Source organism: Streptomyces diacarni, from assembly GCF_003323715.1.
Taxonomy (GTDB): Bacteria; Actinomycetota; Actinomycetes; order Streptomycetales; family Streptomycetaceae; genus Streptomyces; species Streptomyces diacarni.
Genome location: NZ_QOIN01000061.1, coordinates 114,505 through 140,352 on the forward strand (window position 1 = coordinate 114,505; position 25,848 = coordinate 140,352).

At 72.0% G+C, this 25,848-nt stretch carries 22 protein-coding genes; 14 read left to right on the forward strand and 8 right to left on the reverse strand.

Annotated features, from left to right (window positions below):
- Positions 1–520: 520 nt before the first annotated feature.
- Positions 521–1,018: a MarR family winged helix-turn-helix transcriptional regulator gene (locus tag DTL70_RS29115; RefSeq protein WP_114024988.1), complete on the reverse strand. Its 498-nt coding sequence runs from the start codon at positions 1,016–1,018 to the stop codon at positions 521–523.
- 204 nt (positions 1,019–1,222) lie between these two features.
- On the opposite strand from DTL70_RS29115, the gene DTL70_RS29120 reads away from it, so the two are divergent.
- The 6 genes from DTL70_RS29120 to DTL70_RS29145 all read left to right on the forward strand — a co-directional run bounded on the left by DTL70_RS29120 (position 1,223) and on the right by DTL70_RS29145 (position 7,355).
- Positions 1,223–2,446 (forward strand): cytochrome P450, encoded by a 1,224-nt coding sequence (locus DTL70_RS29120; protein ID WP_114024989.1) that lies wholly within the window; start codon positions 1,223–1,225, stop codon positions 2,444–2,446.
- Between the two features lie 11 nt (positions 2,447–2,457).
- On the forward strand, positions 2,458–2,655 hold the full coding sequence (locus DTL70_RS29125) for a ferredoxin (RefSeq protein ID WP_114024990.1): 198 nt from the start codon (positions 2,458–2,460) through the stop codon (positions 2,653–2,655).
- The gene (locus DTL70_RS29130) at positions 2,652–3,869 is read left to right on the forward strand and encodes an NAD(P)/FAD-dependent oxidoreductase (protein WP_181861128.1); all 1,218 of its coding nucleotides are present in this window, start codon (positions 2,652–2,654) and stop codon (positions 3,867–3,869) included. The genes DTL70_RS29125 and DTL70_RS29130 overlap by 4 nt, the downstream gene beginning before the upstream one ends.
- Before the next feature lie 60 nt (positions 3,870–3,929).
- Complete coding sequence (locus DTL70_RS29135; RefSeq protein ID WP_114024992.1) at positions 3,930–5,405, forward strand: MFS transporter; 1,476 nt, start codon at positions 3,930–3,932, stop codon at positions 5,403–5,405.
- A gap of 211 nt (positions 5,406–5,616) precedes the next feature.
- On the forward strand, positions 5,617–6,306 hold the full coding sequence (locus DTL70_RS29140) for a hypothetical protein (RefSeq protein ID WP_114024993.1): 690 nt from the start codon (positions 5,617–5,619) through the stop codon (positions 6,304–6,306).
- Between the two features lie 14 nt (positions 6,307–6,320).
- On the forward strand, positions 6,321–7,355 hold the full coding sequence (locus DTL70_RS29145; protein WP_245979952.1) for a hypothetical protein: 1,035 nt from the start codon (positions 6,321–6,323) through the stop codon (positions 7,353–7,355).
- A 69-nt stretch (positions 7,356–7,424) separates the two neighbouring features.
- On the opposite strand, the gene DTL70_RS29150 is transcribed toward DTL70_RS29145, so the two are convergent.
- Both DTL70_RS29150 and DTL70_RS29160 read right to left on the reverse strand, forming a co-directional pair.
- Positions 7,425–7,865 (reverse strand): hypothetical protein, encoded by a 441-nt coding sequence (locus DTL70_RS29150; protein WP_245979954.1) that lies wholly within the window; start codon positions 7,863–7,865, stop codon positions 7,425–7,427.
- A 20-nt stretch (positions 7,866–7,885) separates the two neighbouring features.
- Positions 7,886–8,341: a thiol-disulfide oxidoreductase DCC family protein gene (locus DTL70_RS29160; protein ID WP_114024995.1), complete on the reverse strand. Its 456-nt coding sequence runs from the start codon at positions 8,339–8,341 to the stop codon at positions 7,886–7,888.
- Positions 8,342–8,437: 96 nt separating this feature from the next.
- On the opposite strand from DTL70_RS29160, the gene DTL70_RS29165 reads away from it, so the two are divergent.
- Positions 8,438–9,277, forward strand: a complete 840-nt coding sequence (locus DTL70_RS29165) for a M55 family metallopeptidase (RefSeq protein WP_114025042.1) — start codon at positions 8,438–8,440, stop codon at positions 9,275–9,277.
- A gap of 50 nt (positions 9,278–9,327) precedes the next feature.
- Here the strand turns inward: DTL70_RS29165 and DTL70_RS29170 are convergent, their stop codons facing one another.
- Both DTL70_RS29170 and DTL70_RS29175 read right to left on the reverse strand, forming a co-directional pair.
- Positions 9,328–10,683, reverse strand: a complete 1,356-nt coding sequence (locus DTL70_RS29170; protein ID WP_114024996.1) for a DUF1266 domain-containing protein — start codon at positions 10,681–10,683, stop codon at positions 9,328–9,330.
- 108 nt (positions 10,684–10,791) lie between these two features.
- Positions 10,792–11,034, reverse strand: a complete 243-nt coding sequence (locus DTL70_RS29175; protein ID WP_147266833.1) for a hypothetical protein — start codon at positions 11,032–11,034, stop codon at positions 10,792–10,794.
- Positions 11,035–11,845: 811 nt separating this feature from the next.
- On the opposite strand from DTL70_RS29175, the gene DTL70_RS29190 reads away from it, so the two are divergent.
- From DTL70_RS29190 to DTL70_RS29220, 7 genes are all read left to right on the forward strand, one after another.
- Positions 11,846–13,102 carry an extracellular solute-binding protein gene (locus tag DTL70_RS29190; protein ID WP_114025044.1) on the forward strand — a complete coding sequence of 419 codons (1,257 nt, stop codon included), beginning with the start codon at positions 11,846–11,848 and terminating at the stop codon, positions 13,100–13,102.
- Positions 13,099–14,097, forward strand: a complete 999-nt coding sequence (locus DTL70_RS29195; protein WP_114024999.1) for a carbohydrate ABC transporter permease — start codon at positions 13,099–13,101, stop codon at positions 14,095–14,097. Before DTL70_RS29190 ends, DTL70_RS29195 begins: the two co-directional genes overlap by 4 nt.
- On the forward strand, positions 14,094–15,032 hold the full coding sequence (locus DTL70_RS29200) for a carbohydrate ABC transporter permease (protein ID WP_245979962.1): 939 nt from the start codon (positions 14,094–14,096) through the stop codon (positions 15,030–15,032). Before DTL70_RS29195 ends, DTL70_RS29200 begins: the two co-directional genes overlap by 4 nt.
- Positions 15,033–15,042: 10 nt before the next feature.
- Complete coding sequence (locus DTL70_RS29205) at positions 15,043–16,668, forward strand: beta-N-acetylhexosaminidase (protein WP_114025000.1); 1,626 nt, start codon at positions 15,043–15,045, stop codon at positions 16,666–16,668.
- A gap of 375 nt (positions 16,669–17,043) precedes the next feature.
- Positions 17,044–17,916, forward strand: coding sequence for an FAD binding domain-containing protein (locus DTL70_RS29210; RefSeq protein ID WP_114025001.1), 873 nt, complete (start codon positions 17,044–17,046; stop codon positions 17,914–17,916).
- Positions 17,913–20,696, forward strand: coding sequence for a 2Fe-2S iron-sulfur cluster-binding protein (locus tag DTL70_RS34575; protein WP_245979965.1), 2,784 nt, complete (start codon positions 17,913–17,915; stop codon positions 20,694–20,696). Before DTL70_RS29210 ends, DTL70_RS34575 begins: the two co-directional genes overlap by 4 nt.
- 48 nt (positions 20,697–20,744) lie before the next feature.
- Positions 20,745–23,102, forward strand: a complete 2,358-nt coding sequence (locus tag DTL70_RS29220) for a xanthine dehydrogenase family protein molybdopterin-binding subunit (RefSeq protein ID WP_114025002.1) — start codon at positions 20,745–20,747, stop codon at positions 23,100–23,102.
- Positions 23,103–23,139: 37 nt separating this feature from the next.
- Here the strand turns inward: DTL70_RS29220 and DTL70_RS29225 are convergent, their stop codons facing one another.
- From DTL70_RS29225 to DTL70_RS29235, 3 genes are all read right to left on the reverse strand, one after another.
- Positions 23,140–24,240 (reverse strand): YeiH family protein, encoded by a 1,101-nt coding sequence (locus tag DTL70_RS29225; RefSeq protein WP_114025003.1) that lies wholly within the window; start codon positions 24,238–24,240, stop codon positions 23,140–23,142.
- Complete coding sequence (locus tag DTL70_RS29230) at positions 24,240–24,809, reverse strand: cysteine dioxygenase family protein (protein WP_114025046.1); 570 nt, start codon at positions 24,807–24,809, stop codon at positions 24,240–24,242. The genes DTL70_RS29225 and DTL70_RS29230 overlap by 1 nt, the downstream gene beginning before the upstream one ends.
- A gap of 111 nt (positions 24,810–24,920) precedes the next feature.
- Positions 24,921–25,826: a LysR family transcriptional regulator gene (locus DTL70_RS29235; RefSeq protein WP_114025004.1), complete on the reverse strand. Its 906-nt coding sequence runs from the start codon at positions 25,824–25,826 to the stop codon at positions 24,921–24,923.
- Positions 25,827–25,848 lie beyond the last annotated feature (22 nt).

Consider the following 25,848-nt stretch of genomic DNA (forward strand, 5'->3'; position numbering starts at 1 on the left):
GAGCGGGTCGGGGCGCGGCGTGTGCTGCCTGCCGCGCGGCGCGCGCTGAGTGCGTGGTGGGCTCTTGGCCCGGCCCGGCCCGGCCTTGCCCGGCCCGGGCATGGGGGAGCGGCGGGAGGCGTCCCCGTCCCTGAGAGCGCCCCCCACCACGAATCCCGCCCCCTCCCCGGACGAACGCGACTGGACGTCGCTGCCCGGAACGAGAGGACCGATCTTCGGTACCGAGGAGTTCGATGGCGGTCCCCGCGGAAAAGTTCACGGCGAGCTCAGATAATTTCTCCGCCCGGCAGAGCCGCACTGTCTTCTGAGCCGCACGACCCGCACCAGCCCAGAAAGAGGCCGCCCCTCGGGAGCGGCGGGGGCAGGGCCACAGTGCCCTGCCGGCCCAGGGGTTGGGCGTCGGCTTCCACGGGCTACCCGCTGAGCGGTTTCCACCCCGCTGAGCGATCGTTCCGACACCTCGACTCGGCGCTCTCTTCCCGGGAAGACCGAACAGCACCGAGACCTGTGGCGCGAAGCGTCAGTGAGCCGGGTCGGTGGGGGTGCTCGTCTCGGGTGAGCGGTCCAAGGACAGCCCTTCCAGTCGTTCGATGCTCTGGTTGAGCTGACTCAGCAGGGTCAGGAAGTGCTGAGTCGTCGTGTCCGTCCACTCCGTGGTCCTGATGAGGCGTGCGGCGCCTTCGAGGCTGATCTCCCGGTCGACTCTGAGCCGCTCCAGGCCCAGGGTGGTGGGCCGGTACTTGCGCGCCATGCCGCCGTCGGGGTCGGGGATGCGCTCCACCAAACCCATTTTGAGCATGGGGCTGACCTGGCGGTTGATGGTGGAGACATTGACCTGGAAGGTGTGGGCCAGTTCTTTGAGCGTGAGCGGATCACCGGCTTCCAGGCGGGTGAGCAGCACGTAGGCGGAACGTTCCAGGGTCTGGCCCGAGCGGGGCCCGCGTGAGGCGACGAAGTGCCGGCACAGGAGGGTCAGCTCCCGTTCGAGGTCGATGAGCCGGCGCTCTTCTTCGTCCATGACCCTGTCCTTCCCGCACCGACACGTCGACATGGCCCCATCATCGCGTACGCCTCCTGCCTGCTTGCCTTCGCACTCTCAGCGGTCTGCGCATGAGGGCGTTTGTGCACAATGCAATGCATGTGTAGGGTGAACAATGCATGCATGGTGAACAACAAGTGTGTGCGCTGCTCTGCCTCCCCCCCACGAACAAAGGAGTAACGCGTGAGCGCAGATCCGTCCGAGGGGCAAGCCGCCCTCGCCTATCCGACGGCGCGCGGATGCCCCTTCAGCCCGCCAGCCGAGTTCAGCCGGCTCCGTGCCATCCCGGGGCTGCCGAGGGTCCAGGCGCTGGAAGGCGCCGAGCCGCGGCTGATCACCCGATACGAGGACGCCAAGACCATCCTGTCGAGCACGGGCCTCTCCGCCCGGTTCGACAGCCCGGGCTTCCCCCTGTTCAGCCCCAGTGACGTGCAGCAGCGGGACGACAGGAACGAAAGTCTGATCCGTACTGACGACCCCGACCACCTGACGCAGCGACGCCGGCTGGCTCGGCACTTCACGGTCAAGCGGGTGCACGCCCTGCGCGAGGACATCCAGCGGACGGTCGACGAGGCTGTCGACGAGCTGCTGGCGGAGGGCTCGCCCGCCGACCTGGTGAAGCTGGTGGCCCGGCCCATACCGGCCCGGGTCATCTGCCTGCTGCTGGGCGTGCCCTACGCGGACCACGCCTTCTTCGAGGACGCCGCCTCCCGTGCGCTGGCCGGCGACTCGGACCCGGACGAGGTGCGCGTCGCCCTGGGCGAGCTGGCCGCGTACCTGGACGCGCTGGTGGGCGAGCGGATCAGCGAAGCCGACGGCGACGACGTGCTCTCACAGCTCGCCCGCGACCTCGTGCTGCCCGGCACGATCGACCGGCCGGAACTGGTCACCATCGCCATGACCCTGCTCGTCGCGGGCTTCGAGACCACGGGCAACATGATCGGCCTGGGCACCGCGCTGTTCCTGCGCCATCCCGCCCAGCGGGAGTTGTTCCTCGCCGGTGACGAGGCGGCGCAGGCAGAGGCGATCGAGGAACTGCTGCGGTACCTGTCCGTCGCCCACCACCCGCGGCAGTTCGCCGTCAGGGAGGAGATGACGGTCGGCGACTGCCCCCTCCGTCCCGGAGACGGTGTGCTCATCTCCCTGCCCTCGGCCAACCGCGACTCCGCGGCCTTCGAGGACCCGGACGTCTTCGACGTGCGGCGTCCCGCACGTGGGCACCTCGCCTTCAGCCACGGCACGCACCAGTGCCTCGGCCAGGCGCTGGCCCGCCTGGAACTGCTGCTGACCTTCCGCACCCTGTTCACGCGGGTGCCCACCCTGCGTGAAGCCGAGGATTCCGGCCCGTACGACCTCAAGCAGCACAGCCGTATCCACGGACTCAACTCTTTCACCGTTGCCTGGTAGGAGGCCCACGCATGAAGATCACCATTGATGAAGGCAAGTGCGTCGGCGCCGGCCAGTGCGTCCTGGTCGCCCCCGACGTGTTCGACCAACGCGACGAGGACGGGGTCGCCGTCCTGCTTACCGAGGAGACGCCGGAAGACGAGCGCCCCCGCGTTCAGGAGGCCGCCCGCGTGTGCCCCGCAGCGGCCATCGCGACGGACGGCCGGTGAGCCGGCACATCGTCGTCGTCGGAACCGGCGCCGCCGGCCTGGGCGTAGCCCAGGAGCTGCGGCACCTGGGCTACGACGAGGCCCTCACCCTCGTCGGCGCGGAGAACCACCCGCCCTACGACAGGCCGCCGCTGTCCAAGCGCTTCCTCACCGGCGCTGCGGACGCCGAACAGCTCTGGCTGGCCGGACCGGACACGCTCGACCGGCTCGGCGCCACCGTGCACCGGGGGCGCCGGGCGACCGGCGCCGACCTCGCCGCCCGCACCGTCAGCCTGGACGACGGACGGCGACTCCCGTACACCGACCTGGTCATCGCCACGGGTGTCACGCCTCGCACGCTTCCCGGCATCGCCGAGCACGCCGGTGCCGTGACGCTGAAGACGCTCGAAGACGCGCACTCCCTGACCGGACGCTTGCGTCCGGGCCGGCGCCTGGTCGTGGTCGGCGGCGGATTCCTCGGCACCGAGACGGCATGGACGGCGCTGTCCATGGGGTGCGAGGTCACCCTGGTGACCCCGACGCCCACCGTGTTGCCAGGGCTCGGCGAGCAGGTCGGTTCCCTCACGGGGGAGCGGCTCGCCGCGGCCGGCGCCACGGTGCTGACCGGCACAGCCGTCGAGGCGGTACGCCAGGGCGATGGCCCGCCCGGAAGCGGAGACCTCCGGGTCCTGCTGGACAACGGCACCCGGCTGCCCGCCGATACCGTACTCACCGCGATCGGCTCGGCGCCGGACGTGGGCTGGTGCGGCACGACGGGGCTCGACCTGGCGGACGGTATCCGGTGCGACGCGGTGGGCCGCGCCGCACCGGGCGTCCACGCCTGCGGCGACGTCGCGGCCTGGTACTGCCCGCCGCACGGCCGGCACCTACGCCTGGAACACCGGATGCACGCGGGGGACCAGGCCCGCGTGGTCGCGGCGGACCTGCTGGGCGGGCACCGAGAGCTGGACTGGGTGCCGTTCTTCTGGACGGACCAGGGACCGCACAAGATCGTCGTACACGGGCTCATCACGCCCGAGGCGGAGTTCGAGACGCATGAGGCCGACACGGAACACGATCGCTTCACGGGGGTCTACCGGACGAACGGACGCGTGTGCGCCGTCCTCGGCTGGAACGCCCCGAAACAGATCCTGCGCCTGCGCCGCGAACTGCTCACCGGCCCCCAAACCGCTCTCGGCACTCCCCCACCCGCGGGCGCGCCGAAGCCCGGATAACCGCGCCGTTCACTCGCCGTCCGCGCCAGCGGACCGCAGACCCCCTCGAGGAGAGCTCTCTTGTCCACCCGTTCCGCCCGCACGCGGGGGCCGGGCACGATCACCGCCGTGATCGCCCTCAGCGGCATCGTCGTGTCGCTCATGCAGACACTGGTCGTACCGATCATCCCGCAACTGCCGCACCTGCTCGACGCCTCGGCCTCCAACGCGTCGTGGGTGGTCACCGCCACGCTCCTCGCGGCGGCCGTGGTCACCCCGATCGCGGGCCGACTCGGCGACATGTACGGCAAACGGCGGGTCGTCATCGTCAGCCTGCTCGCGCTCATCGTGGGCTCCCTCGTCTGCGCCGTCTCCGACAGCCTGGTTCCCGTGATCGTGGGACGCGCGTTGCAGGGCCTGGCCACCGGCGTCATACCCGTCGGTATCAGCGTCCTGCGCGACGAGCTCCCGGCAGCCCGAGTGGGCGGCGCCGTCTCCCTGGTCAGCGCCACGCTCGGCGTCGGCGGCGCGATCGGTCTGCCGGTGTCGGCCGCCCTCGTCCAAAACGCGGACTGGCACGTCCTGTTCTGGCTCTCCGCCGCCCTCGGCGTCGTCTGCCTGCTGCTGGTGACCTGGCTGCTGTCCGAGTCCCCGAACCTGTCCCCGGGACGGTTCGACGCTCCAGGGGCGGTCGGTCTCGCCGGCGGCCTGGTGCTCGCGCTGCTTCCGGTCACCAAGGGCGGCGACTGGGGCTGGGCAAGCGGCACGACACTGGGCCTGTTCGCGGCGGGCGTCGTCGTTCTGGTCCTGTGGGGCTGGTACGAGACGCGCGTGCCCCAGCCCCTGGTGGATCTCCGGGTCACCGTGCGCCGACCGGTGCTGTTCACCAACCTGGCGTCCGTCCTGGTCGGATTCGCCATGTACGCCATGTCGCTGACCCTGCCCCAGCTGCTCCAGTCGCCCGAGGCCACCGGCTACGGGCTGGGCCAGTCCATCCTGGCCGCCGGCCTCGCCCTGGCACCGGGCGGTCTGGTCATGATGGCCCTCTCACCCGTCTCCGCCCGCATCACCGCCCGATACGGCGCACGCACCTCCCTGCTCACAGGAATCGCCGTCATCGGCATCGGCTACGGCGCCGGCCTGCTGCTGATGGGGCAGGTGTGGCAGATCGTCCTCACCTCAATGATCATCAGCGCGGGCGTCGGCATCGCCTACGCCGCCATGCCCGCATTGATCATGGACGCCGTCCCCGTCACCGAGACGGCGTCCGCCAACGGGATCAACGCGCTCATGCGCTCCATCGGCACCTCCACCGCCAGCGCGGTCATGGCAGCCATCCTGGCCAACATGACCATGCGGCTCGGCTCGACGCAGCTGCCGACGGAGGGCGGCTTCCGCATGACCTACGTGGTCGCGGTACTCGCCACGGTCGCCGGCCTCCTGCTCACCCTCGCGATTCCGCGTACCCGTGCGACCTCATCCCAACGCGGCACGCCGGCCACCCGGAACGCCACACCCGCACAGACCGAGGCGCCGGTCACCGCGAACCGGCACTGATCACCGGAGCCGGAAGCGGCGGGCCTCGCGGGCCGTGCGGAAGTTGGCGGTGCCCTGAGCGGGCACGGGAACCGAGTGCGCGGGTGCGTGAGGTGAACCCACCCAGTTCGTACGGGGATTGGGCTGAGGCATGCCCATACACCGAGCGATCAGCTGCTCACGCTTGCTACCGTCAGGTGCACGACAGTCACCTGACGCTCAGGAGCCCGCCGTGCGACTCGCCCGTCCTGCCCACCCGATGGCCGCCGCCACCGCAGCCGCAGTGTTCCTGCTCGCCGGGTGTGGGGGAGGGGGAGACGGTTCCAAGGACGACAAGATCGACGGAGCCGGGGGCTCGGCGGACAAGTCCGCGAGCCCGAGTAAGAGCGGCGCCCCCGCCGAGGGCGACACCGCGGACTTCCGCACCTCCGACATCGAGCTTCCCGACGACATCGACATGGTCTTCGCTTGGGAGAAACCGGCTGACGACAATAAGGCTGCTGCTCTTGACGGCGCTGCGGATTATATGCGGGCGCTTAATCACGGCACCGTCGAACAGGATCCCAAGGACCCGGTTCTCCTGCGGCACACGATCCCCTTGCAGACGGCTGCGGAGTTCGCCACGGCGAAAATTAAGGCGGACGTGAAGGAAGGGCTCACGGTGACCGGTAAGGAGCGCATTTACAACGAAGAAGTCGGGGATATGGTCAAAGGGAATTTGATCGAAGTGGCCTTCTGTGTCGATCAGTCCGACTTCTTCAGCAAGGAAATCAAGACCGGTAAGACTCGCCGCACCGAAGCGAGTGACAAGGACTACACCCGTTTGACGCTCGTGATGCAGAAGCCGAAGCAGAAGCAGCGAGCATGGAAAGCGCGGACGTTCCTGTTCGAGGGGGAGGCGGTTGAGAAATGCAAAGGCTGACTCCGAGAGTCTCCGTGATCACGGGAGCCTGCCTGGCTTTCCTCGCTCTGGGAGCACCCTCCTCGCAGGCGAGAGATGAACCGTACCTGGACGTTGGTGCAGGGTTCACCGACAAGCAGGCTTCAGCGGCGGCGTCAGGCAAGAGAGTCATCACCTACTCGGGCTCTGGTTCCGGCGACGGCTCCGGTGGGGGCGGCAACCTGTCCGTTCCGGCGGGGAGCAATTGGTCACCGCCGCCGTGCTGGTATGCCCCTACCTATTCACCGAAGGAATTGAAGGCGAAACTTGAGGACTCTCCGTTCTCGGTGACGGGTCGGTCACCGAATAATGGAGGGAACAAGCAGGAGACGGATTCGGCGATCTGGGAACGCTATACGGAGGGGAAGTACGAGGACTTCAACCTGGACAAGCAGGGGGAGGGGAGTTTTTGGGCGGCGGTGCCTAATCCGAATGAGCCGGACGCGGCGAAGGCGCAGTCGTGTACGGAGTTGCCGTTCTGGGTGAAGAACGGTGAGCAGCCGGAGGTGGAGAACGCGATCAGTCCGAAGATTCTGTCCGCTCTGGCGTACGAGCGGATCCAGGTTCCGGACACTGAGGTTGAGCTGAATCCGAAGGACCGGCAGACGGTGAATCTGCCGACGTGGGTGTGGCTGGACAAGGGCACGTACCGGCCGTTGTCGGTGACGGCGTCCGTCGATCTGGGCGGGGGCGCGAAGATTTCGGCGACGACGACGGTGAAGCCGGAGTCGTTGGCGCTGTCCGCGGGGACGGAGGACGCGAGGCTGCATCCGGGTTCGGGGGAGTGCCCGGTGGGTGAGGACGGTGGGATCGGGAGCCCGTACGAGAAGGGTTCGGGGAAGAAGACGCCGCCGTGCGGGGTGACGTATCTGCGGGCGACGCAGGACGGCGGCGGTTACCCGTTGAAGGCGACGCTCACGTGGGACGCCTCGTGGGAGGGCACCGGCGGGGCCGGTGACGACGAGCTGCCGGACGGCCGGTTCGGCGACACGCGGAACGTGACCGTCCAGGAGATCCAGTCCATCAACTGAGGGCGAGGGGACGGCCCGCGGCCGGTTCCGCCGCCGACCGGGAGCCCGGCTCCCGGGTCGGCCGAGCGTTCAGTTCGGGGAGCCGTTCCAGGGGGTCCAGTCGAGAGCTTCGCGCCAGCCGGGCCTCTCGAACGCCCACGCCTGGAGGATGCCTGCCACCGGCTGCGGGCGGAGCATTTCCGGTTGGGCGGGTACGTGGGCCTGGAAGTGGTGTTCGGGGCCGCCCTCGCGGTATTCGACCTGGTAGCTGAAGTCGTCGTTGAGGTGGACCTGCATGTAGTGGTGGCCCGCGGGCTCCTTTCCGGGCCGCTCGACGACGACGAACCGGAACCGCAGGTTCATGTCGGCCAGCAGGTCGTGGAGTTGGTCCGCGGACGGGTCGTCCCAAGTCGTGCCGTCCCACTCGATGGCCCGTAGCGCCGGGGCCGCAGCCGGAGTCGGCCCCGGCTGCGGCCCCGGGGCCGGCTGCGGCTGGGGGTGCGGTGGCGGCGGCGGTGCGGGTGTCGTCATGGGATGAGCCTAGCGACGGTTCAGGGGGTGCCCTGCGGGGTGTGGCGGGTGGGGGAGTGGCCCGAGTGGCCCGCCTCGCCCGCCGCGCAGGCGGCGGTGCCGCCGGGCAGGCGGTGCCGGTTCGCGGCGACGAGGCGGTAGAGGCCGGCCGCCGCCCACCGAAGCGGCGGCAGTGTCAGCGAGGCGCCCACCACCGGCCAGGCGCCGCCCGCGCTCAGCAGGGCTTTCGCGACGGCCTGTGCGCCCCCGTGCACCGTCCCGGCCGGTGTCACCCACAGCACCTCACGCGCGGCGCGTGCGGGGGTGACGCCGAGCGCGGCGAGTTCGGCCGGCTCGGCGCACTGCCACGGCAGGCTCGTGCAGCGGGGCCGTACCCGCCGTTCGCCGAAGCGCACCGCGGTGGTGCAGAAGCCGCAGTCCCCGTCGAAGAGGAGCAGGGGGCGGCCGGGTGCAGGGGCCGGTGGGTGCGTCCGCATGGCCGCATTCTCGCGCGGCCTTCGCCGGACGCGGGGTTACGGCCGCGGCGGCTGGGGCCGTGCTGGGAGACTCGGCGGATGGCTGAGACACGGGACATGAGGGTGTACGTCAGCGCCGACATGGAAGGCGTGACCGGTCTGGTGGGCGCCGACGACGTACAGATGGGCGGCCGGGACTACGAGCGCGGGCGCGTGATGATGACGCAGGACGTCAACGCGGCCGTGCGAGGCGCACTGGCCGGCGGTGCGGGCGAGGTCCTCGTCAACGACACGCACAGCACGATGCGGAACCTGCTCGTGGAGGACCTGCATCCGGCGGCCTCCCTGGTACGCGGCAAACCGAAGCCGATGGGGATGATCCAGGACCTGGACGCCTCGTTCGACGCCGTCGTATGCGTCGGCTACCACGCGCGGGCGGGCTCGCTGGGAGTGCTCAGCCACAGCTACATGGGACACGAGATCGAGGACATGTGGCTGGACGGGACACGCGCGATGGGGGAGATCGGCTTCTCGTACGCGGCAGCCACCGCGATCGGTGTGCCCGTGGTGGCGCTCTCGGGCTGCGACGTGGCCTGCGAGGAGGTGAAGGAGTGGGACGCGCACGTGCGCACGGCACCGGTGAAGTACGCCCGCGACCGGTTCGCCGCCCGGCTGCGCCCCGCTCAGGAAGCGCGGGCCGCCATCGAGGAGGCGACCGCCGAGGGGGTGCGCGACGCCGCGTCCCGTACGCGCATGGTGCCCGACACGACGGAGCACGCCCTCGCCGTGCGCTGGCAGTCGGCCTCCGTGGCCCAGCAGCTGGAGGGCGTACCCGGGGTGACGCGGACGGACGACCGTACGGTCCTGGTGCGGGGCGAACTACCCGGCCTCTTCCGCCTCTTCGGGGTCTTCCAGCAGGTGGCGGCCTCCCTCACGGGGCAGGCGCCGTACTGCTGAGCGGCCGCCCGGATTCCCAAGCCGCCAGCCCCTGGAGCCAGTCCCCTCGATCAGTCCCCCTCTGAGCGGAACGGGATGGTCAGCCAGGGGCTCTCCGGCTCCGTCGTGAGGAGGCGGTGTCCGGTCAGCGTCTCCTCGTAGAAGGGACCGAACTCCTCGTCGTCGAAGTGCAGGCAGCGGCCGAGCGCGTACCCCGCGGAGAAGTCCTCCCACGAGCGGTACGCGGCGGTGCTCACACGCCCCGCGCGCAGCACGGCCTCCTCCGCCTCGGCCAGGGTGCAAAAGCGTGCGCCCAACCCGAAGCGGGCCATGTTGGAGGCGCGGCCGTAGTCCCAGGCGGCCACCGAACGGACGAACCGCCCCTCGGGCAGCAGCCCGTCGGCGCGGAAGCGCGCCTCATACCTGGTGATGCGCCCGATGAGCCGTTTGACGCCCGCGACCTGCGCCTCCATCTCCTCCTCCGACGGGCCCTCCGTACGGGTGACCCCCTCTGGGGAGAGTTCGACGCGAGCGGTGGACACCCGGCTGCGCAGCACCCGTTCGGTGGCCAGCCGCCAGTGACCGGTCTCCACGTGGCCGCCGAAGTCCTGCGCCAGACTGTGCCGCACCCCTAAGGTGAACTCCCACACGGGGCTGCTCATCTCCGCCGTGAGCAGGTCCTCCTGGTGGCGCTGCCACGTCTCCCGCGTCGTGACGCCCCACCAGCGGTCCAGAAGACGCCGTTCGTCGGTGTAGCCGTGACCGTGACCGAGGGCGTTCCAGTACCTGCCGTTCTTCACGGACATCAACGCCCCGCACGCCAGTCCCCGCGCGACCGCGCCGGTGCGCGGTCCGCCGACCCACAAAGTGCGCAGCGTCTCGTGCGGAGGGGCGCACGCGTCCCTGACGTTGTCCGCGTGGCGCTGCCACAGTGCGCGGAAACCCGGCCCCGACGGGAAATACGCCTCACAGGGCGAGCCCGGATTGACCGCCAGCCACGGGGGGTCGGTCGCCTCCCAGCCGCGGGCGAACCACCCCAGGCTCTGCGAGAAGAAGACAGGGTTGTCGATCGGCGCCGGAAGCATGGCCTCCGTGTAGACGGGGGTGCACCAGGCACGGATCTCGGGACGCCACACCGGGGTGATGGCGACCCGCCCCGGATGCGCCTCCAGCCAGCCGCGCGGGGCCGCGTGGTACAGCGACTCGCCGGCCAGCACGTCCAGATAGGCGGCCCAGTCGTGCCGCGACTTCGCCTCGTACAGTCGTCGTTCCACGTCGCTGGGGATCTCCCGCCACGCCGCCGCCCGGGTCCCCGGGTGGTCCGGGGACGCGGGGTGGGCGGTTGCCGCCCCGGCGGCCCCTCCTCCGCCCGCGGCGTTGGCCACGTCCGGTCCTGCGACCTCCCCGGCCGCCCCCCGCTTCCACATCAGATGACCTCGCAACCTCGCAGTCGTGTCCCACTTCGCCGCTTCCCGCGTGCGTTTCGCCGTGCTGCGGCGTCGTACGTCGACGCCGTGCCTCGCGCCATAGGGCTGTCAGAACAGCCGGCTGCAGAGGGGTACGACGTAGACGAGTGCCAGGAAGGCGACGACCGCCCCGATGAGGATCCGCTTCCTGGCGGCTGCCGCACGCTGCGCGTCCGCCGGCCCGGGCGGCGGCGCCCACCCGGCCCCCGGGTGCGCCCCGTACGGATTGGACGGCGGGGTCGGCAGACGCGGAGACCGCAGGGCCATGGGGCGGTGTCCTCCGTAGGGCGGTGAGGAGGTCGGGACTGCCATGCATTCTGACCCTCTGTGACGCTCAGGTCAACGCACGGTCAGTCAAGATCGTGCCGGGCGCACCGAGGCGGTCCGCAGGGTGCTCACTCATCGCCCCTGACGGGGAGCGCATCGCCCTTCCATTCGATTGTCCACTGATTCTCATCGACCGGTTGCTGGAGTGCTGGTGCCACTGCGTGCCGCCCGGGGTGGTGACCCGGGTCGGGCGGTCTTCGGCGTCCCAGGTGTAGTGGTGCGGTGACCGGGGGAGTTGGTCACCTTCGTCACGCGGTGGCCGGTCGCCGGGTCGGGCGGGCTGTGGTCGAAGGTGTCGTGCATGTGGCCTTCGGCGCCGGACTGCCACACGCGGCGGTCCTGTGTGTCGTAGGCGTACGCGTCGTGCGAGTCGTTGGCGTCCGTTCAGGAGACGATCCGTGCGGCCTCGTCGTACCCGAAGCGCCATGCGTCACCGGTTGAACCGGTGACCTCGGCGAGGTTGCCCCGCGGGTCGTGGCCGAAGCGGACGATCTCCTGGTCGCCCCCGCCCGGCGCCGTGCCGTGTCCAGAACCAGCGGCCCGCCGCTCTCACTCATACCTCGGTCCCTCCCCCGACCCGACCGGCCCCGGCCGAGCCAGGACTAATTGGTTCAGACCTATTGCCCTGCCCGCACCGGGCTCGTAGCCTCACGGCTCACGTGCAGGTTGTGCAGTGCGAAACAGTCGTTGCGTAGAGTGCAATACCAGTGCTGGGGGTCTCGCCGTGAAAGCCGAAGCCGACAAGTGCGTCAAGGGCGTCAAGAGCGTCAGGGCCGCCGGAGTCTCGCTCCTGGCCATGGGACTGGCCGCGGGACTCGCGGGGTGCGCACCCTCCACCTCCTCGGGCGGCGGCGGACAGGACGACAAGAGCGGCACCGTGCGGGTGTGGCTCTTCCGCGAGGTCGGCAACGAACCCAAGGAGAAGGTCGTCGACAAGGTCGCCGACCGGTTCGAGAAGCAGCACGACGGCGTCGAGGTCGACGTCCAGTACATCCCCATCGACAGCCGGGCCGAGAAGATCAAGGGGGCGTTCAACGACCCCGACTCCGCCCCCGACGTCATCGAGTACGGCAACACCGACACCGCCGGCTATGTGGCCGACGGTGGACTGGCCGACATCAGCGACGAGTTCGGTTCCTGGGACGCCGCCCGCGATCTGGATCCCACCGCCAAGAAGTCCGTCACCGTCGAGGGCAAGCAGTACGGGCTGCCGCTCTTCGTCGGCGTCAGGGCCCTCTACTACCGCACCGATGTCTTCGACGAACTGAACCTGGAGCCGCCCAGGACGCTGGACGGACTCGCCGCCGCGGCGAAGAAGATCCGCGCCGCGCACAAGGACATGTACGGCATCGCGGTCGGCGGTGCCTACACCTACGGCGCGATGCCGTTCATCTGGGCGCACGGCGGCGAGCTGGCGCGGGAGAAGGGCGGCTCGTTCACCTCCGCGCTCGACGCCGCGCCCGCCAAGAAGGGCATCAAGGCCTACACCTCCCTCTTCGGTGACGACAACTGCCCCGCGGGCAAGTGCGCCAAGATGGGCGGCAACGAGACGGTCGAGGCCTTCGCGGGCGGCAAGGCGGGCATGGCCATCGGCGGCGACTTCAACCGCCAGGCCATGGAGAACGGCAAGGTCCAGGGGAAGTACGGGGTCGTCCCGCTGCCCGGCGTCGAGAAGGGCGCTATCGCCCCCGCGTTCGCGGGCGGCAACAACATCGGCGTCCTCAAGAGCACGGACCACCGCACGCTCGCGGTACAGCTGGCCGAGCAACTGGCGGGCAAGCGTACGCAGGAGCAGTTGTTCGAGGCGATGGGCTTCCTGCCGACCTTCAGCGACACCCGCCGAAAGGTCGCCGCGCGCGAGCCGTTCGTCAAGCCGTTCGTGCGCACGCTCGACGCAGGGACCGAGTTCGTGCCGGCGAGCCCCGCCTGGGGCACGATCGACTCCTCGCTGATCCTGCCGGAGATGTTCCAGCGGGTCGTCAGCGGCAAGGACGACGTGGACGGCGCCGCCGCCGGTGCCGCGGAGAAGATGGACGAGGCGTTCGCCGAGTGAGCGTCGCCACCGACGGGGCGAAGTCCCGGCCCCGCCGCACGCCGGGCCCCGCGCACGCCGGCGGCCCCCCGGGGCCCCGCCCCGCCCGCTCGGGGGGCCGGGGTCCCACCGGCGGCGCCCGGCGCGGCGGCTGGACGCCCTGGCTCTACCTCGCGCCGGCCCTGGTCGTCCTGGCGGGGCTGCTGGTCTACCCCGTCTACCAGCTCGGGCTCATCTCGTTCCTCGACTACACCCAGGCGCAGGTCAGCGGCGGCGAGCCCACGAGCTTCCGGGGATTCGGCAACTACGCCGAACTGCTGAGCGACCCCCAGTTCTGGAACGTCCTGCTGGCGACCGTCGTCTTCGCCGCCGCCTGCGTGCTGGGCACCATGACCGTGGGGTGCGCGCTCGCGGTCCTGCTGACGCGCGTGCGGGCGCTGCCGCGGCTGCTGCTGATGCTCGCCGCACTCGGCGCCTGGGCGACCCCCGCCATCACCGGATCCACCGTGTGGGTGTTCCTCTTCGACCCGGACTTCGGCCCCGTCAACCGCGTGCTGGGGCTGGGCGACTTCGCCTGGACGTACGGACGCCTCAGCGCGTTCGCTCTCGTCTTCTTCGAGGTCGTGTGGTGCTCGTTCCCCCTGGTGATGGTGACGACGTACGCCGGAATCCGCGCCGTACCCACCGAGGTGGTCGAGGCCGCCACCCTCGACGGGGCGAGCGTGTGGCGCACCTGGCGCAGCGTGCTGGCGCCCCTGCTGCGGCCGATCCTGATCGTGGTGACCATCCAGTCGATCATCTGGGACTTCAAGGTGTTCACCCAGATCTACGTGATGACCGGCGGTGGCGGCATCGCGAAACAGAACCTCGTCCTGAACGTCTACGCCTACCAGAAGGCTTTCGCGTCCTCCCAGTACAGCCTCGGCTCTGCGATCGGCGTCGTCATGCTGCTCATTCTGCTGTCGGTCACGCTGCTCTACCTGAAACTGCTCCGCAGAAACGGGGAGGAGATATGAGCACCCCCGCCCCCGCCAACGTCCCCGCCGACGACCTTGCTCACGCCGACGCCCCCGCCAACGCCGACGCTCCGGCTCGCACCACCGCGCCCGCCCACCGCATCCGCCGCCGGATACGGAAACCCTGGCGACTGGCGGCCGAATGCGCCGCCGTGCTCATCGCACTCCTCGTCGCCTTCCCGCTCTACTGGATGGTTCTCTCCGCGTTCAAACCGGCCGGCGAGATCCGCTCGGACCGGCCCGTTCCCTGGACGCTCACGCCCACCCTCGACTCCTTCCGGCGCGTCTTCGAGCAGCAGGAGTTCGGGCGCTACTTCCTCAACAGCCTGCTGGTGGCGGGCGCCGTCGTCCTCGCCTCGGCGCTCATCGCCTTCCTCGCCGCGACCGCCGTCACCCGCTTCCGCTTCCGGCTGCGCACGACGCTGCTCGTGCTCTTCCTGGCCGCGCAGATGGTGCCGGTCGAGGCGCTGACCATTCCCCTGTTCTTCCTCATGCGGGATGTGGGAGCGCTCAACTCGCTGTTCTCCCTGATCCTGCCCCATCTGGCCTTCTCCCTCCCCTTCGCCATCTGGATGCTGCGCGGCTTCGTCAAGGCCGTCCCCGAGGCGCTGGAGGAACAGGCGTTCATCGACGGCGCGAGCCGGACACGTTTCCTGTGGCAGATCCTCTTCCCCCTCGTCTTTCCCGGCCTCGTCGCCACGAGCGTCTTCTCCTTCATCTCCACCTGGAACGACTTCCTCTTCGCCAAGTCGTTCATCATCAGCGCCACGGAGAACTCCACTCTGCCCATGGCGCTGCTGGTCTTCTTCGACACCGAGACACCCGACTGGGGCGGGGTGATGGCCGCTTCCACGGTCATGACGCTGCCCGTACTCGTCTTTTTCGTCTGCGTACACCGGCGCCTGGTCTCGGGCCTCGGTGGCGCCGTGAAATAGGAGGACCGAAATGCCGGGCACTGGCTTGGTTTCACTCGTGCCGCGCGCCCGCGAGGTACAGGAAGCCGACGGGCCGCCCTTCGTCTGGGACACCGACACGGCACTCGTCGCCGAGCCCGCCGCACACGGTGTCGCGCGATGGCTGCGCGGCCACACCGTGCTGCCGTTCCGCGAAGGGGACGGTGTGGCCGGGGCGGGGGCCGGGACCACCGTCGAACTGCGTATCGACGACGGGCTGGACGCCGAGGGCTACCGCCTCGACGTCACCCCCACCCGTGTCCTGATCGAGGGCGGTGACGCCGCCGGGATCTTCTGGGGTGCCCAGACACTCCGCCAACTCCTGCCGCCCGCGGCCTTCCGCCGTGCGGGCCGTCCCGGGCGGGAGTGGCACGTGCCGTGCTGCCACATCGAGGACGCGCCACGCTTCGGCTGGCGCGGCATGATGCTCGACGTGGCCCGGCACTTCACGCCCAAGGACGGCGTGCTGCGCCTCCTCGACCAGCTCGCCGCGCACAAGCTCAACGTCTTCCACTTCCACCTCACCGACGACCAGGGCTGGCGCATGGACATCCGCCGCTACCCCCAGCTCACCGGGGCGGGCGCCTGGCGGCCCCGCACCCGCGTCGGACACCGCGCCTCCCCGCTGTGGGACGAACGCCGCCACGGCGGCTACTACACCCAGGACGACCTGCGCGAGATCGTCGCCTACGCGGCGGAGCGCCACATCACCGTCGTCCCCGAGATCGAACTCCCGGGCCACTCCCAGGCGGCCATCGCCGCCTACCCCGACCTGGGCAGCACGGACGTCGTCGACACCGCCGCGCTCGGTGTGTGGACCGACTGGGGCGTCAGCCCCCACCTCCTCGCCCCCACGGACGACGTGCTGCGCTTCTACGAACACGTACTCGACGAAGTCCTCGACGTCTTCCCCTCCCCCTACATCCACATCGGCGGCGACGAGACCCCCAAGGAGGAGTGGCGGGCCTCGGCCGTCGCGCAGGCCCGCATCGCCCAGGAGGGCCTGCGCGACGAGGACGCGCTCCAGGCCTGGATGGTGCGCCACTTCGACCGGTGGCTCGCCGCACGCGGAAGGCGGCTCGTCGGCTGGGACGAGATCCTCGACGGCGGAACCCTGGAGGGGCCCGGCCTCACCCCCGGCGCCGTCGTCTCCTCCTGGCGGGGCACCGACGGCGGCGCCGCGGCCGCCGAGGCCGGACACGATGTGGTGATGTGCCCCGAGCACGAGTTGTACCTCGACCGGCGGCAGGCGCCCGGACCCGACGAGCCCGTGCCGCTGGGGCGCGTGGCCACCCTGCGCGACGTGTACGCGTTCTCCCCCGTGCCTCAGCGGCTCGCCGCGGCGGGGCGCGGCGAGCGGGTACTGGGCATACAGGCCAACATGTGGACGGAGTGCGCTGAGAGTACGCAGCGCGTCGACTATCAGGTCTTCCCACGGCTCGCCGCGCTCGCGGAGGTCGCGTGGAGCGGATCCGGCGGCTCCTACGACGACTTCGTCGAGAGGCTCGTGGGAGCACACCTTCCGCGTCTGGACGCCGCCGGCGTCGAGTACCGCCCCCTGGACGGCCCCCGCCCCTGGCAGCAGCGGCCCGGCATCCCCGGCCGCCCCCTCGACTGACCTCCTGCTCGACTGACCCCCGGCTCGTCTGAAAAGCCGTCCCTTCTACGGGTTTACGGGGCTTCGCCCCGCTCGTTCTCCCCGTGCCGCCGAGGCCGCTCCCGTCCGTGACCGCAATCCGTGGTTGCGGACGGAGCAGGGTGGAAAGGGAGAAGAGGGAGAAGTGGGCTCCTACCGCGCGAAAGGGCCCATTGCTGGCCCTCGTGTCGGCCACGGGCCGAGATATGCCAGAGTTGCCTCGTCCGGGCTGTGAGCACGTACCGTACGGCAGTGCAGCCGGGAAGCCCGGTAGGTCGGGGAAGGGGCAGCAGGTTGAGCACGCACGTACGGCATGCACCAGGCGGCGGCCGAGCCGCGCAGGCTGTGCCCCCTGTCATGCTGCCGACCACCCTGGACGAGGCCGTCTCGGCGCTGTCGACGGTCCCTGCCGCCGTCCCCGTCGCGGGCGGCACGGATCTGATGTGCGAGGTCAACTCGGGCCAGCTGCGCCCGGCCGCGCTCGTCGGACTTGGCCGGATCAGCGAGATCCGCGGCTGGTCGTACCAGGACGGGCACGCGGTGCTCGGCGCCGGCCTCACCCACGCCCGGATGGGCCGCCCCGACTTCGCCGCGCTGATCCCGGCGCTGGCCGCGGCCGCGCGCGCCGCGGGGCCGCCGCAGATCCGGAACGCGGGAACGCTGGGCGGCAACATCGTCAGCGCCTCCCCCACCGGCGACGCGCTGCCCGTGCTGGCGGCCCTGGAGGCGACCCTGTCCATCGCGGGCCCCGAGGGCGCCCGCCGCGAACTGCCGGTCAGCCACCTGCTGGCAGGGATGGAGATGCTCCAGCCCAGCGAGGTCGTCGGCTACGTGAAGGTGCCGCTGCTGCACGCCCCGCAGACGTTCCTGAAGGCCACCAGCCGCACCGGGCCGAGCCGCGCGCTGGCCTCCGTCGCCGTCGTGCTCGACCCGATGCGGCGCAACGTGCGCTGCGCCGTGGGCGCGGTGGCGCCGATGCCGCTGCGTCCGCTGGAGGCGGAGAGCTGGATCGCCTCGCTCATCGACTGGGACGGCCGCCGTGCTCTGGCTCCCGAGGCGTTGAACGCCTTCGGGGAGTACGTGGCGATGGCCTGCATCCCCGATCCGCCACCGGAGGAGGGGGAGGAGGGGGCCGCGGGCGCGGTGCCCCAGCTTCCGCCCGCCGCGCTGCACTTGCGGCGTACGGTGGCGACACTGGCCCGCCGGGGACTCGGGAGGGCTCTCGCATGAGCGGTACACCACAGGACAACGGGAACGGGGGCGCGGGACCGCACGCGGGTGCGGACCCGCACGGACGACACGTGAACGCGCACACGGACGCAGACGAGGGCGGCAACGGTACCGGCGCCTGGGGCGAAGAACCGTATGTGGCACAGGGCGGAAACGCCCCGTACGACCCGTACGGGGCGCAGCCCGCCGACCCGGCGTACGGGCAGCACGTACCGCGCAGTTGGGGCGGCGGCGAGTACGACGCCGACGCGACCGCGTTCGTGCAACTGCCGCCCGGCGGTTTCCAGGACGACGTACCGCTGGCCGCTCCCGGCACGGGCCAGGGCGGCTACACCCCGCCCGCCATCGACCTGGCGCAGGCCTCGGCCGATGTGGCGGCGGGTGGCGCCGCCGGTGTGCCGCTGCCGCCCGCGGTCGGCACCGACCCCGCCGCCGCGGGGCACTGGGTGCTGCCGTTCGCCGGGCCCGAGTCCGGCTACCAGGGCCAGATGCCCGGGCCACAGGGCGCGGGCCGGCAGGGTCCGGGCCAGCACGGCGCCGGGCACGAGTCCGTGTTCGGCGGCGAGCCCGCGTACGGCGGCGAGCCCGTGTACGACGGTGAGAGCCACGGCGCGGGCCACGTCCCGGGCGGCTCAGCGGCCGCCGCGCTCGCCGGTTCGCACGAGGCCCGTACCGGCCGCCGCCCCCTCGGCACGGGTGTCGCCCGCGAGGAGAGGGCACAGGACACCCCCGCGGCGAGCGCCCCCGGCGCCTCGTCCTCCGCCCCCTCTCCGACTCCGTCTCCATCGGCCTCGGCCGCTCCACCCGCCTCGCCGCCGCCGGCCGAGGCCGCTGCCGCGGATCTGGGCGCCGGAGAGCGCTCGTGGGTGCCCTCGTCGCCCGCGCCGGCCCCGCACTGGGGCGAGCCGGGTCCTGGGCCCATGCCGTTCCAGGAGCCCGCCGGTCCGACCGGCACCGCCGCAACCGCTGTTCCCGGCTTGCCGCGGGAGGGCGAGCAGGTGCCCGTGCGCCCGGCGTCGCACTACGCGTTCCCGAGCGCCCCGTCGAGCGAGCGGGGCCCGTCCCCGGTCCCCGGCGTGCCGGAAGACAGCGCACCGGGTCACCTCGGCGACAACGGCTCCGCGTCCACCGCCGTGCCCGGCCTCTCGCCGACCCTTCCCGCGCAGGCAGGACCCGACAGCGCCGAGACGGCGGCCGGGACCGACGGTCCCCCCGCGCAGATCGTCGCGACCGAGCCGCCGGCGCCGCCCGCCGAGCCGGAGAGCCGTACCGACGCGGAGGTGACGCCGCTGGGCGAGGCCGCCCCCGAGCAGCAGGCAGCACCCGGGCAGGCGCCTGAACCGGTGGTCGCGCAGCCGGTCGCGCCCCCGTCCTCGACCGCCGGTACGGAGGGGCAGGAGTCCGGCGGGGAGACCGCCGACGGTGCCGCTCCGGGGACAGGCGAAGCCCCCGAGCCCCGCGCGGACGGCGGAGAGAGCGAAGAGTTCGGGGACGTCGGGCGGCTCGGAGCCGGTGAGGCGCCGGAGCCCGAAGGCCCGACCACCGCGGCTGAAACGACCGAAACGGCTCAAACGACCGAAACGGCTGAAACGACCGAAACGGCTGAAAGGGCCGAAACGGCCGCCGAGGTCGAAGGTGCGGACGGCGGCGGTGACGGCGGTGCGGGCGAGGACGGGGGCCAGGCCGGGGCCGAGGCTGTCGTGGACGCCGTGCCCGAGGCTGTCGTGGACGCCGTGCCCGAGGCCGTCGAAACGGAGGACGAGCACCCGCACGTCTCCTACGCCCTGCACGTCAACGGCGTGGACCGGCCCGTCGCCAGCGCGTGGATCGGTGAGTCGCTGCTGTACGTGCTGCGCGAGAGGCTGGGTCTGGCCGGGGCCAAGGACGGCTGCGCGCAGGGCGAGTGCGGTGCCTGCTCGGTGCAGGTGGACGGGCGGCTGGTGGCCGCGTGCCTGGTGCCCGCCGCGACGGCGGCGGGCAGCGAGGTGCGGACCGTCGAAGGGCTGTCGGCCGACGGCGGGCCCTCCGACGTGCAGTGCGCGCTCGCCGAGAGCGGTTCCGTGCAGTGCGGTTTCTGCGTGCCGGGGCTCGCGATGACGGTGCACGATCTGCTGGAGGGCAACCACGCGCCGACCGACCTGGAGACCCGCAAGGCGATCAGCGGCAACCTGTGCCGGTGCTCGGGCTACCGCGGGGTGCTGGACGCGGTCCACACGGTCGTCGAACAGCGCGCGGCCAAGGCGGAGCGCGAGGCAGCCGAGGCGGAGGCGGCGCACGCGGCGTCCCGCGAGGGGACCGCGGCGCCGGCCCACGACCCGCACGGACGGCACCCGCAGACCGCGTACGGGCAGGACGCGTTCGGGCAGGCGGCGTACGGCCAGGGCGCCTACGGTCACCAGCACGACGACCCGGCCTCCCACCAGAACGGCTCCCACCAGGGCGGCTCCTACGGGCAGGACGCCTGGGGCCAGGGCGCGTACGAACAACAGCACGGCTCCTACGAGCAGGGCCCGCATGAGCAGGGCCCGCACGAGCAAGGCCCCTACGAGCAGGGCCCGCCGTACGAGCACGGCACCTACGGCGACGGGGTCCACGGGGTCCCCCTCGCTCCCGAGCCGGGACAGCAGGGCGGGTACGGGTACGACGCCTACGGCCCACCGCAGGTCGCGGGCTACGGGTACGATCCGGCGGCGCAGATCCCGCACCAGAACCGGCACCCCGGACACCCCGAATACCCCGAAAACCCCGGACACTCCGCGAACGGCGGCGGCGACTCGTGAGGCGGCGTGGGATCCGCACGCTGGGAAAGGGCACAGGAAGGCGGCGGTATGACTCAGACGGCTGACGGCCACACCGGCGCCGGTCAGGGCGCGGGCGCCGGCGCCGCGACGGCGACGCCCCCGCAGGGAACACCCCTGCCCCCGAGCGCGCGTTCGGAGCCCGAGCCGCACGGCTTGGGCGCCTCCGTGCTGCCCACCGACTCCTACGCCAAGGCGCAGGGCACCTTCCCGTACGCGGCCGACCTGTGGGCCGACGGGCTGCTGTGGGCCGCGGTGCACCGCTCGCCCCACCCGCACGCGCGCATCGTGGCGATCGACACGGAGGAAGCCGCCAGGATGCCCGGCGTCCAGGCGGTGGTCACGCACGCGGACGTCACCGGCGACGCCGCGCACGGGCGCAAGATCGCCGACCAGCCGGCGTTCGCCCGGGACGTGGTGCGCTACCACGGCGAGCCCATCGCCGCCGTCGCCGCCGACCATCCGGACACCGCGCGGCTGGCCGCCGCCGCCATCGCCGTCGAGTACGAGGTGCTGGAGCCCGTCACCGACCCGGAGAAGGCGTTCGAGGCGGAACCGCTGCACCCGGACGGCAACCTGCTGCGCCACATCCCGCTGCGCTACGGCGACCCGGAGGTGAGCGGCGACGTCGTCGTGGAAGGGCTCTACCGGGTCGGCCGCCAGGACCCGGCGCCGATCGGCGCCGAGGCGGCGCTCGCGGTGCCCCGCCCGGACGGCGGCGTGGAGATCTACACCGCCACCACCGACCCGCACACCGACCGCGACCTGGCCGCCGCCTGCTTCGGGCTGCCGCCGGAGCAGGTCAAGATCGTGGTGACCGGCGTCCCGGGGGCCATGGGCGACCGCGAGGACGCCGGGCTCCACGTGCCGCTGGGGCTGCTGGCGATGCGCACGGGCTGCCCGGTGAAGATCGCCCTGAACCGCGAGGAGTCCTTCCTCAGCCACACCCACCGCCACCCCACCCTCCTGCGCTACCGCCACCACGCGGACAGCGAGGGGAAACTGGTGAAGGTCGAGGCGCAGATCCTGCTCGACGGCGGCGCGTACGCCGACACCTCGGCGGACGCGCTGGCCACCGCCGTCTCCTTCGCGTGCGGCCCGTACGTCGTGCCGCACGCGGTGATCGACGGCTGGGTGGTGCGCACCAACAATCCGCCCTCAGGGCATGTACGCGGCGAGGGCTCACTCCAGGTGTGCGCCGCCTACGAGGGGCAGATGGACAAGCTCGCCGAACGGCTGGGGCTCGACCCGGCCGACGTGCGGGCCCGCAACGCGCTGGCCACCGGCGACCTGCTGCCGACGGGCCAGACGGTGACCTGCCCCGCGCCTGTGGGCGAACTGCTCGACGCCGTACGCGAGGCGCCGCTGCCGCCGCTGCCCAAGGACGCGCCCGAGGAGGACTGGCTGCTGCCCGGCGGGCCCGAGGGAGCGGGCGACCCCTCGGCCGTCCGGCGCGGCGTCGGCTACGCGCTCGGCATGGTGCACCTGCTCGGCGCGGAGGGGACCGACGAGGTCTCCACGGCGACGGTGAAGGTCAACGGGCCCGTCGCCACGGTGATGTGCGCCGCCGTCGAGGCCGGGCAGGGCTTCGACACGCTGGCCCGGCAGATCGTGCAGGACGTCCTCGGTATCGACGAGGTCCACGTGGCCTCCGTCGACACCGACCAGCCCCCGTCCGGTGCGAGCGGCCGTGGACGGCACACCTGGGTGTCGGGCGGAGCCGTCGAGCGGGCGGCCAAGATGGTGCGCACGCAACTGCTCCAGCCCCTCGCCGCCAAGTTCGGCATGTCCACGGAACTGCTGAGCGTCGCGGACGGGAAGATCACCTCCTACGACGGTGTCCTGTCCACGACGGTCGCGGAGGTGCTGGAGGGCAAGGAACTGTGGGCCACCGCCCAGTGCCGCCCCCACCCGACCGAACCGCTGGACGCGTGGGGGCAGGGAGACGCGTTCGTCGGCCTCGCCTTCGCCGCGGTACGGGCCGTCGTCGACGTCGACATCGAACTCGGCTCCGTGCGGGTGGTGGAGGTCGCGCTCGCCCAGGACGTCGGCGCCGTCCTCAACCCGCGGCAGCTGCGCGCCAGGCTGGAGGCCGGGATCACCCAGGGCGTCGGCGCGGCGCTCACCGAGCACCTGCGCGTCGCCAAGGGGCAGGTGCGGCACCCCGACTTCACGGCGTACGCACTGCCCACGGCGTTGGACGCACCCGACATCCGGATCGTGAAGCTGGTCGAGGAGCGCGACGTCGTCGCGCCGTTCGGCGCGAAGGCCGCCTCGACCGTGCCGGTCGTCACGGCCCCGGCGGCGGTGGCCTCGGCGGTGCGGGCCGCCACGGGCCGGCCGGTCAACCGCCTGCCCATCCGGCCCCAGGCCGCCGTGGGCGGGTGACTCGCGTCACCCGCCCACGGGCCCGGACCCGCAGGGGTCAGGTGGTGAGCAGGACCCCGCCGTAGGAGGCGCCCGCGACGACGATCCAGGAGCAGAGCCCGAGGGCGGCCACCCTGCCCCCGGTCCTGGCCAGCGTCGGCAGGTGCACCGCGCTGCCGAGCCCGAACAGGGCGGCGGCCAGCAGGACTTCCCTGGCCCGTCCCGCGCCGTCGACGGCGGCGTCGGGGAGCCACCCGATGGTGCGCAGCGCCACCAGGGCGAGGAAGCCGACGACGAACAGCGGCACGAGCGGCGGCCGTTTCGCCCCGGCGGGTGTCTTCCTACGCCGGCGCAGGGCGAGCGCCATGGCGGCGACGAGCGGGGCCAGCATCATGACGCGGAGGAGCTTGACGAGGACGGCCTGGCCCAGCGCCGCTGGCCCCGCCGTCTGCGCGGTGGCGACGACCTGCCCGACGTCGTGGACTCCGGCGCCGACCCAGCGCCCGAACTGCCCCGCGTCCAGGCCGAGAGGGGCGTGGAGCAGAGGCAGGACGGCGATGGCGAGGGTGCCGCACAGGGTGACGAGGGCGACCGAGGTGGCGACGTCCTCCTCCTCGCTGCCGCGTACGTCGCTGACCGCGCCGATGGCCGAGGCGCCGCAGATCGAGTAGCCGGTCGCGACGAGGACGGGCTGGTCGCCGCGCAGGCCGAGCCTGCGGCCGAGCCAGACCGTACCGGCGAAGGTGGCGGCGACGACACACAGGACCATGGCGACGGTCGCCCAGCCGAGGCCGAGTACGTCGCCGAGGCTCAGCTCCAGGCCGAGCAGGACGATGCCGAGCCGCATCAGGCGCTTGCCCGCGAGGGTGAGTCCCGGCCGCGCGGCGCCGCGCACGAGCCCGCGTACGCCGGGGAGGTGGGCGGCGGCGATGCCGAGGACCACCGCCGCGGTGAGCATCGGCACGGCGGGCAGCATCAGGTGCACGGCGGAGGCGGCGGCGACGCCGAGGGCTGCCAGGGCGAGCCCCGGCAGCTTGCTGGGCGTCCGGGCCGGGGGCGCGGATTCGGGAGAGCGCGACCCGGGCGAGCCCGCTGAGCCTCCCGGCCCCGCTGACGCCGGAGAGGCGCCCGTGTCGGCGCGGTGGCCCAGCAGGGCCATCAGGCGTCGGCCGGCAGGTCGTAGACGCGGCGGACGCTGCTGCCGAGCCGCGAGATGTCCGCGCCGTAGACGTGCAGGGAGACGGCGGGCCCGTCGCAGCCGTTCCACACCCGGTGGATGTCGCCGGGCGGCGCGAACCCGCACACGGAACCGAGCGGGTTGACGACGTCCTCGGTGGCGACGAGGCGGGCGCTGCCGCCCGCGGCCTCGGCGGGCAGCAGCCGGTAGCGGCGTTCGTGCTCCTCGCCCTGGTGGACGCCGGTCACGCACCAGGAGACGTGGTCGTGGACGGCGGTGCCCTGCCCCGGCAGCCACACGAGGGCGACGAGCGAGAAGCTGCCGTCGCGTTCGGCGTGCAGCACGTGCTGGCGGTAGTGCGCGGGGTCGGGCTCGCACTGGGCGGGCGTCAGCAGATGCTCGGCACCGAGGTGGGGTGCGAGTTTCTCCCCGACCAGGTAGGCGGTCACGTCCGGCGGCAGCCCCCGGCCGACGGCCTCGCGCACGTCCGCGATGAGGGCGCGCAGGCGCTCCGTCGTGGGGGTGGGTGTCTCGGTCGTCGTCGCTGTCATACGGGCAGCGTCGTGCCGGGCCTTCCCGGCGTCCAACGACGGTTCGTTGGGGTCTCCCTCAGCGGTGCTTATGGATGGGGAGGCGGGGAGCGCGGGCCCGGGCGCCGGGGCTCAGCAGCCCACGCGCCGGTCCGCCGCGCGGCGGAGGGCGTCCAGTACGCGTGCGGTCGCCGGGACGCGGAGGTGTTCGCGCAGCACGTAGGCGGAGACCTGGCGCCGGGAGGCGGGGTCCAGGGCGCGTCCCGTGACCTTCTCGTGGACGAGGAAGGAGAGGACGAGCCCCGGCACCATGGCGATGCCCAGGCCTTCGGCGACCAGGCTCTGCACCACGAGGTTGTCGTCGGTGGTGAACGCGATCTTCGGCGCGAAGCCGAGTTCGGCGCACTCGTGCAGGAAGTTGGTCCGGCAGCGGAGGCATCCCGCGATCCACCGCTCGTCGGCCAGTGCGTCGAGTTTGACGGCGCGGCGCCGGGCCAGGGGGTGCCAGGTGGGGAGCAGGACGGTGAGCTGGTCCTCCAGGAGGGGGATCTCGACGAGCTCTTCGGGCACCTGTTCGCGCAGCCCGGGGTAGGTGAAGGCCAGGGTGATGTCGCACTCGCCGCGCACCACGCGCAGCAGCGACTCGGGGGGCTCCTCCTCCCGCAACTCGACGCGTATGCCGGGGTGCTCGGCGGCCAGCGAGGCGAGGGCCTCGGGGACGAGCGTGGCGCCCGCGCTGGGGAAGGAGCAGACGGTGACCTTGCCGGCGCGCAGCCGGGTGAGGGACTCCATCTGCTGCCGGGCCGTGCTGATGCTCTCCAGGATCACCTCGGAGTGCCGGGCGAGCGTCTCGCCGGCTTCGGTGAGCCGCATCGTCCGGCCGACGCGGAGGAAGAGCGGGGTGCCCACGGACCGCTCCAGCGCCTTCATCTGCTGGGTGATCGCGGGCTGCGTGTAGCCGAGGGCGCGGGCGGCGGCGGAGTAGGAGCCCGCGCGCACGACTTCGTGGAAGGTCTGGATGTGCCGCGAGTCGAACATGACCGAACCATAAGCGGAATTT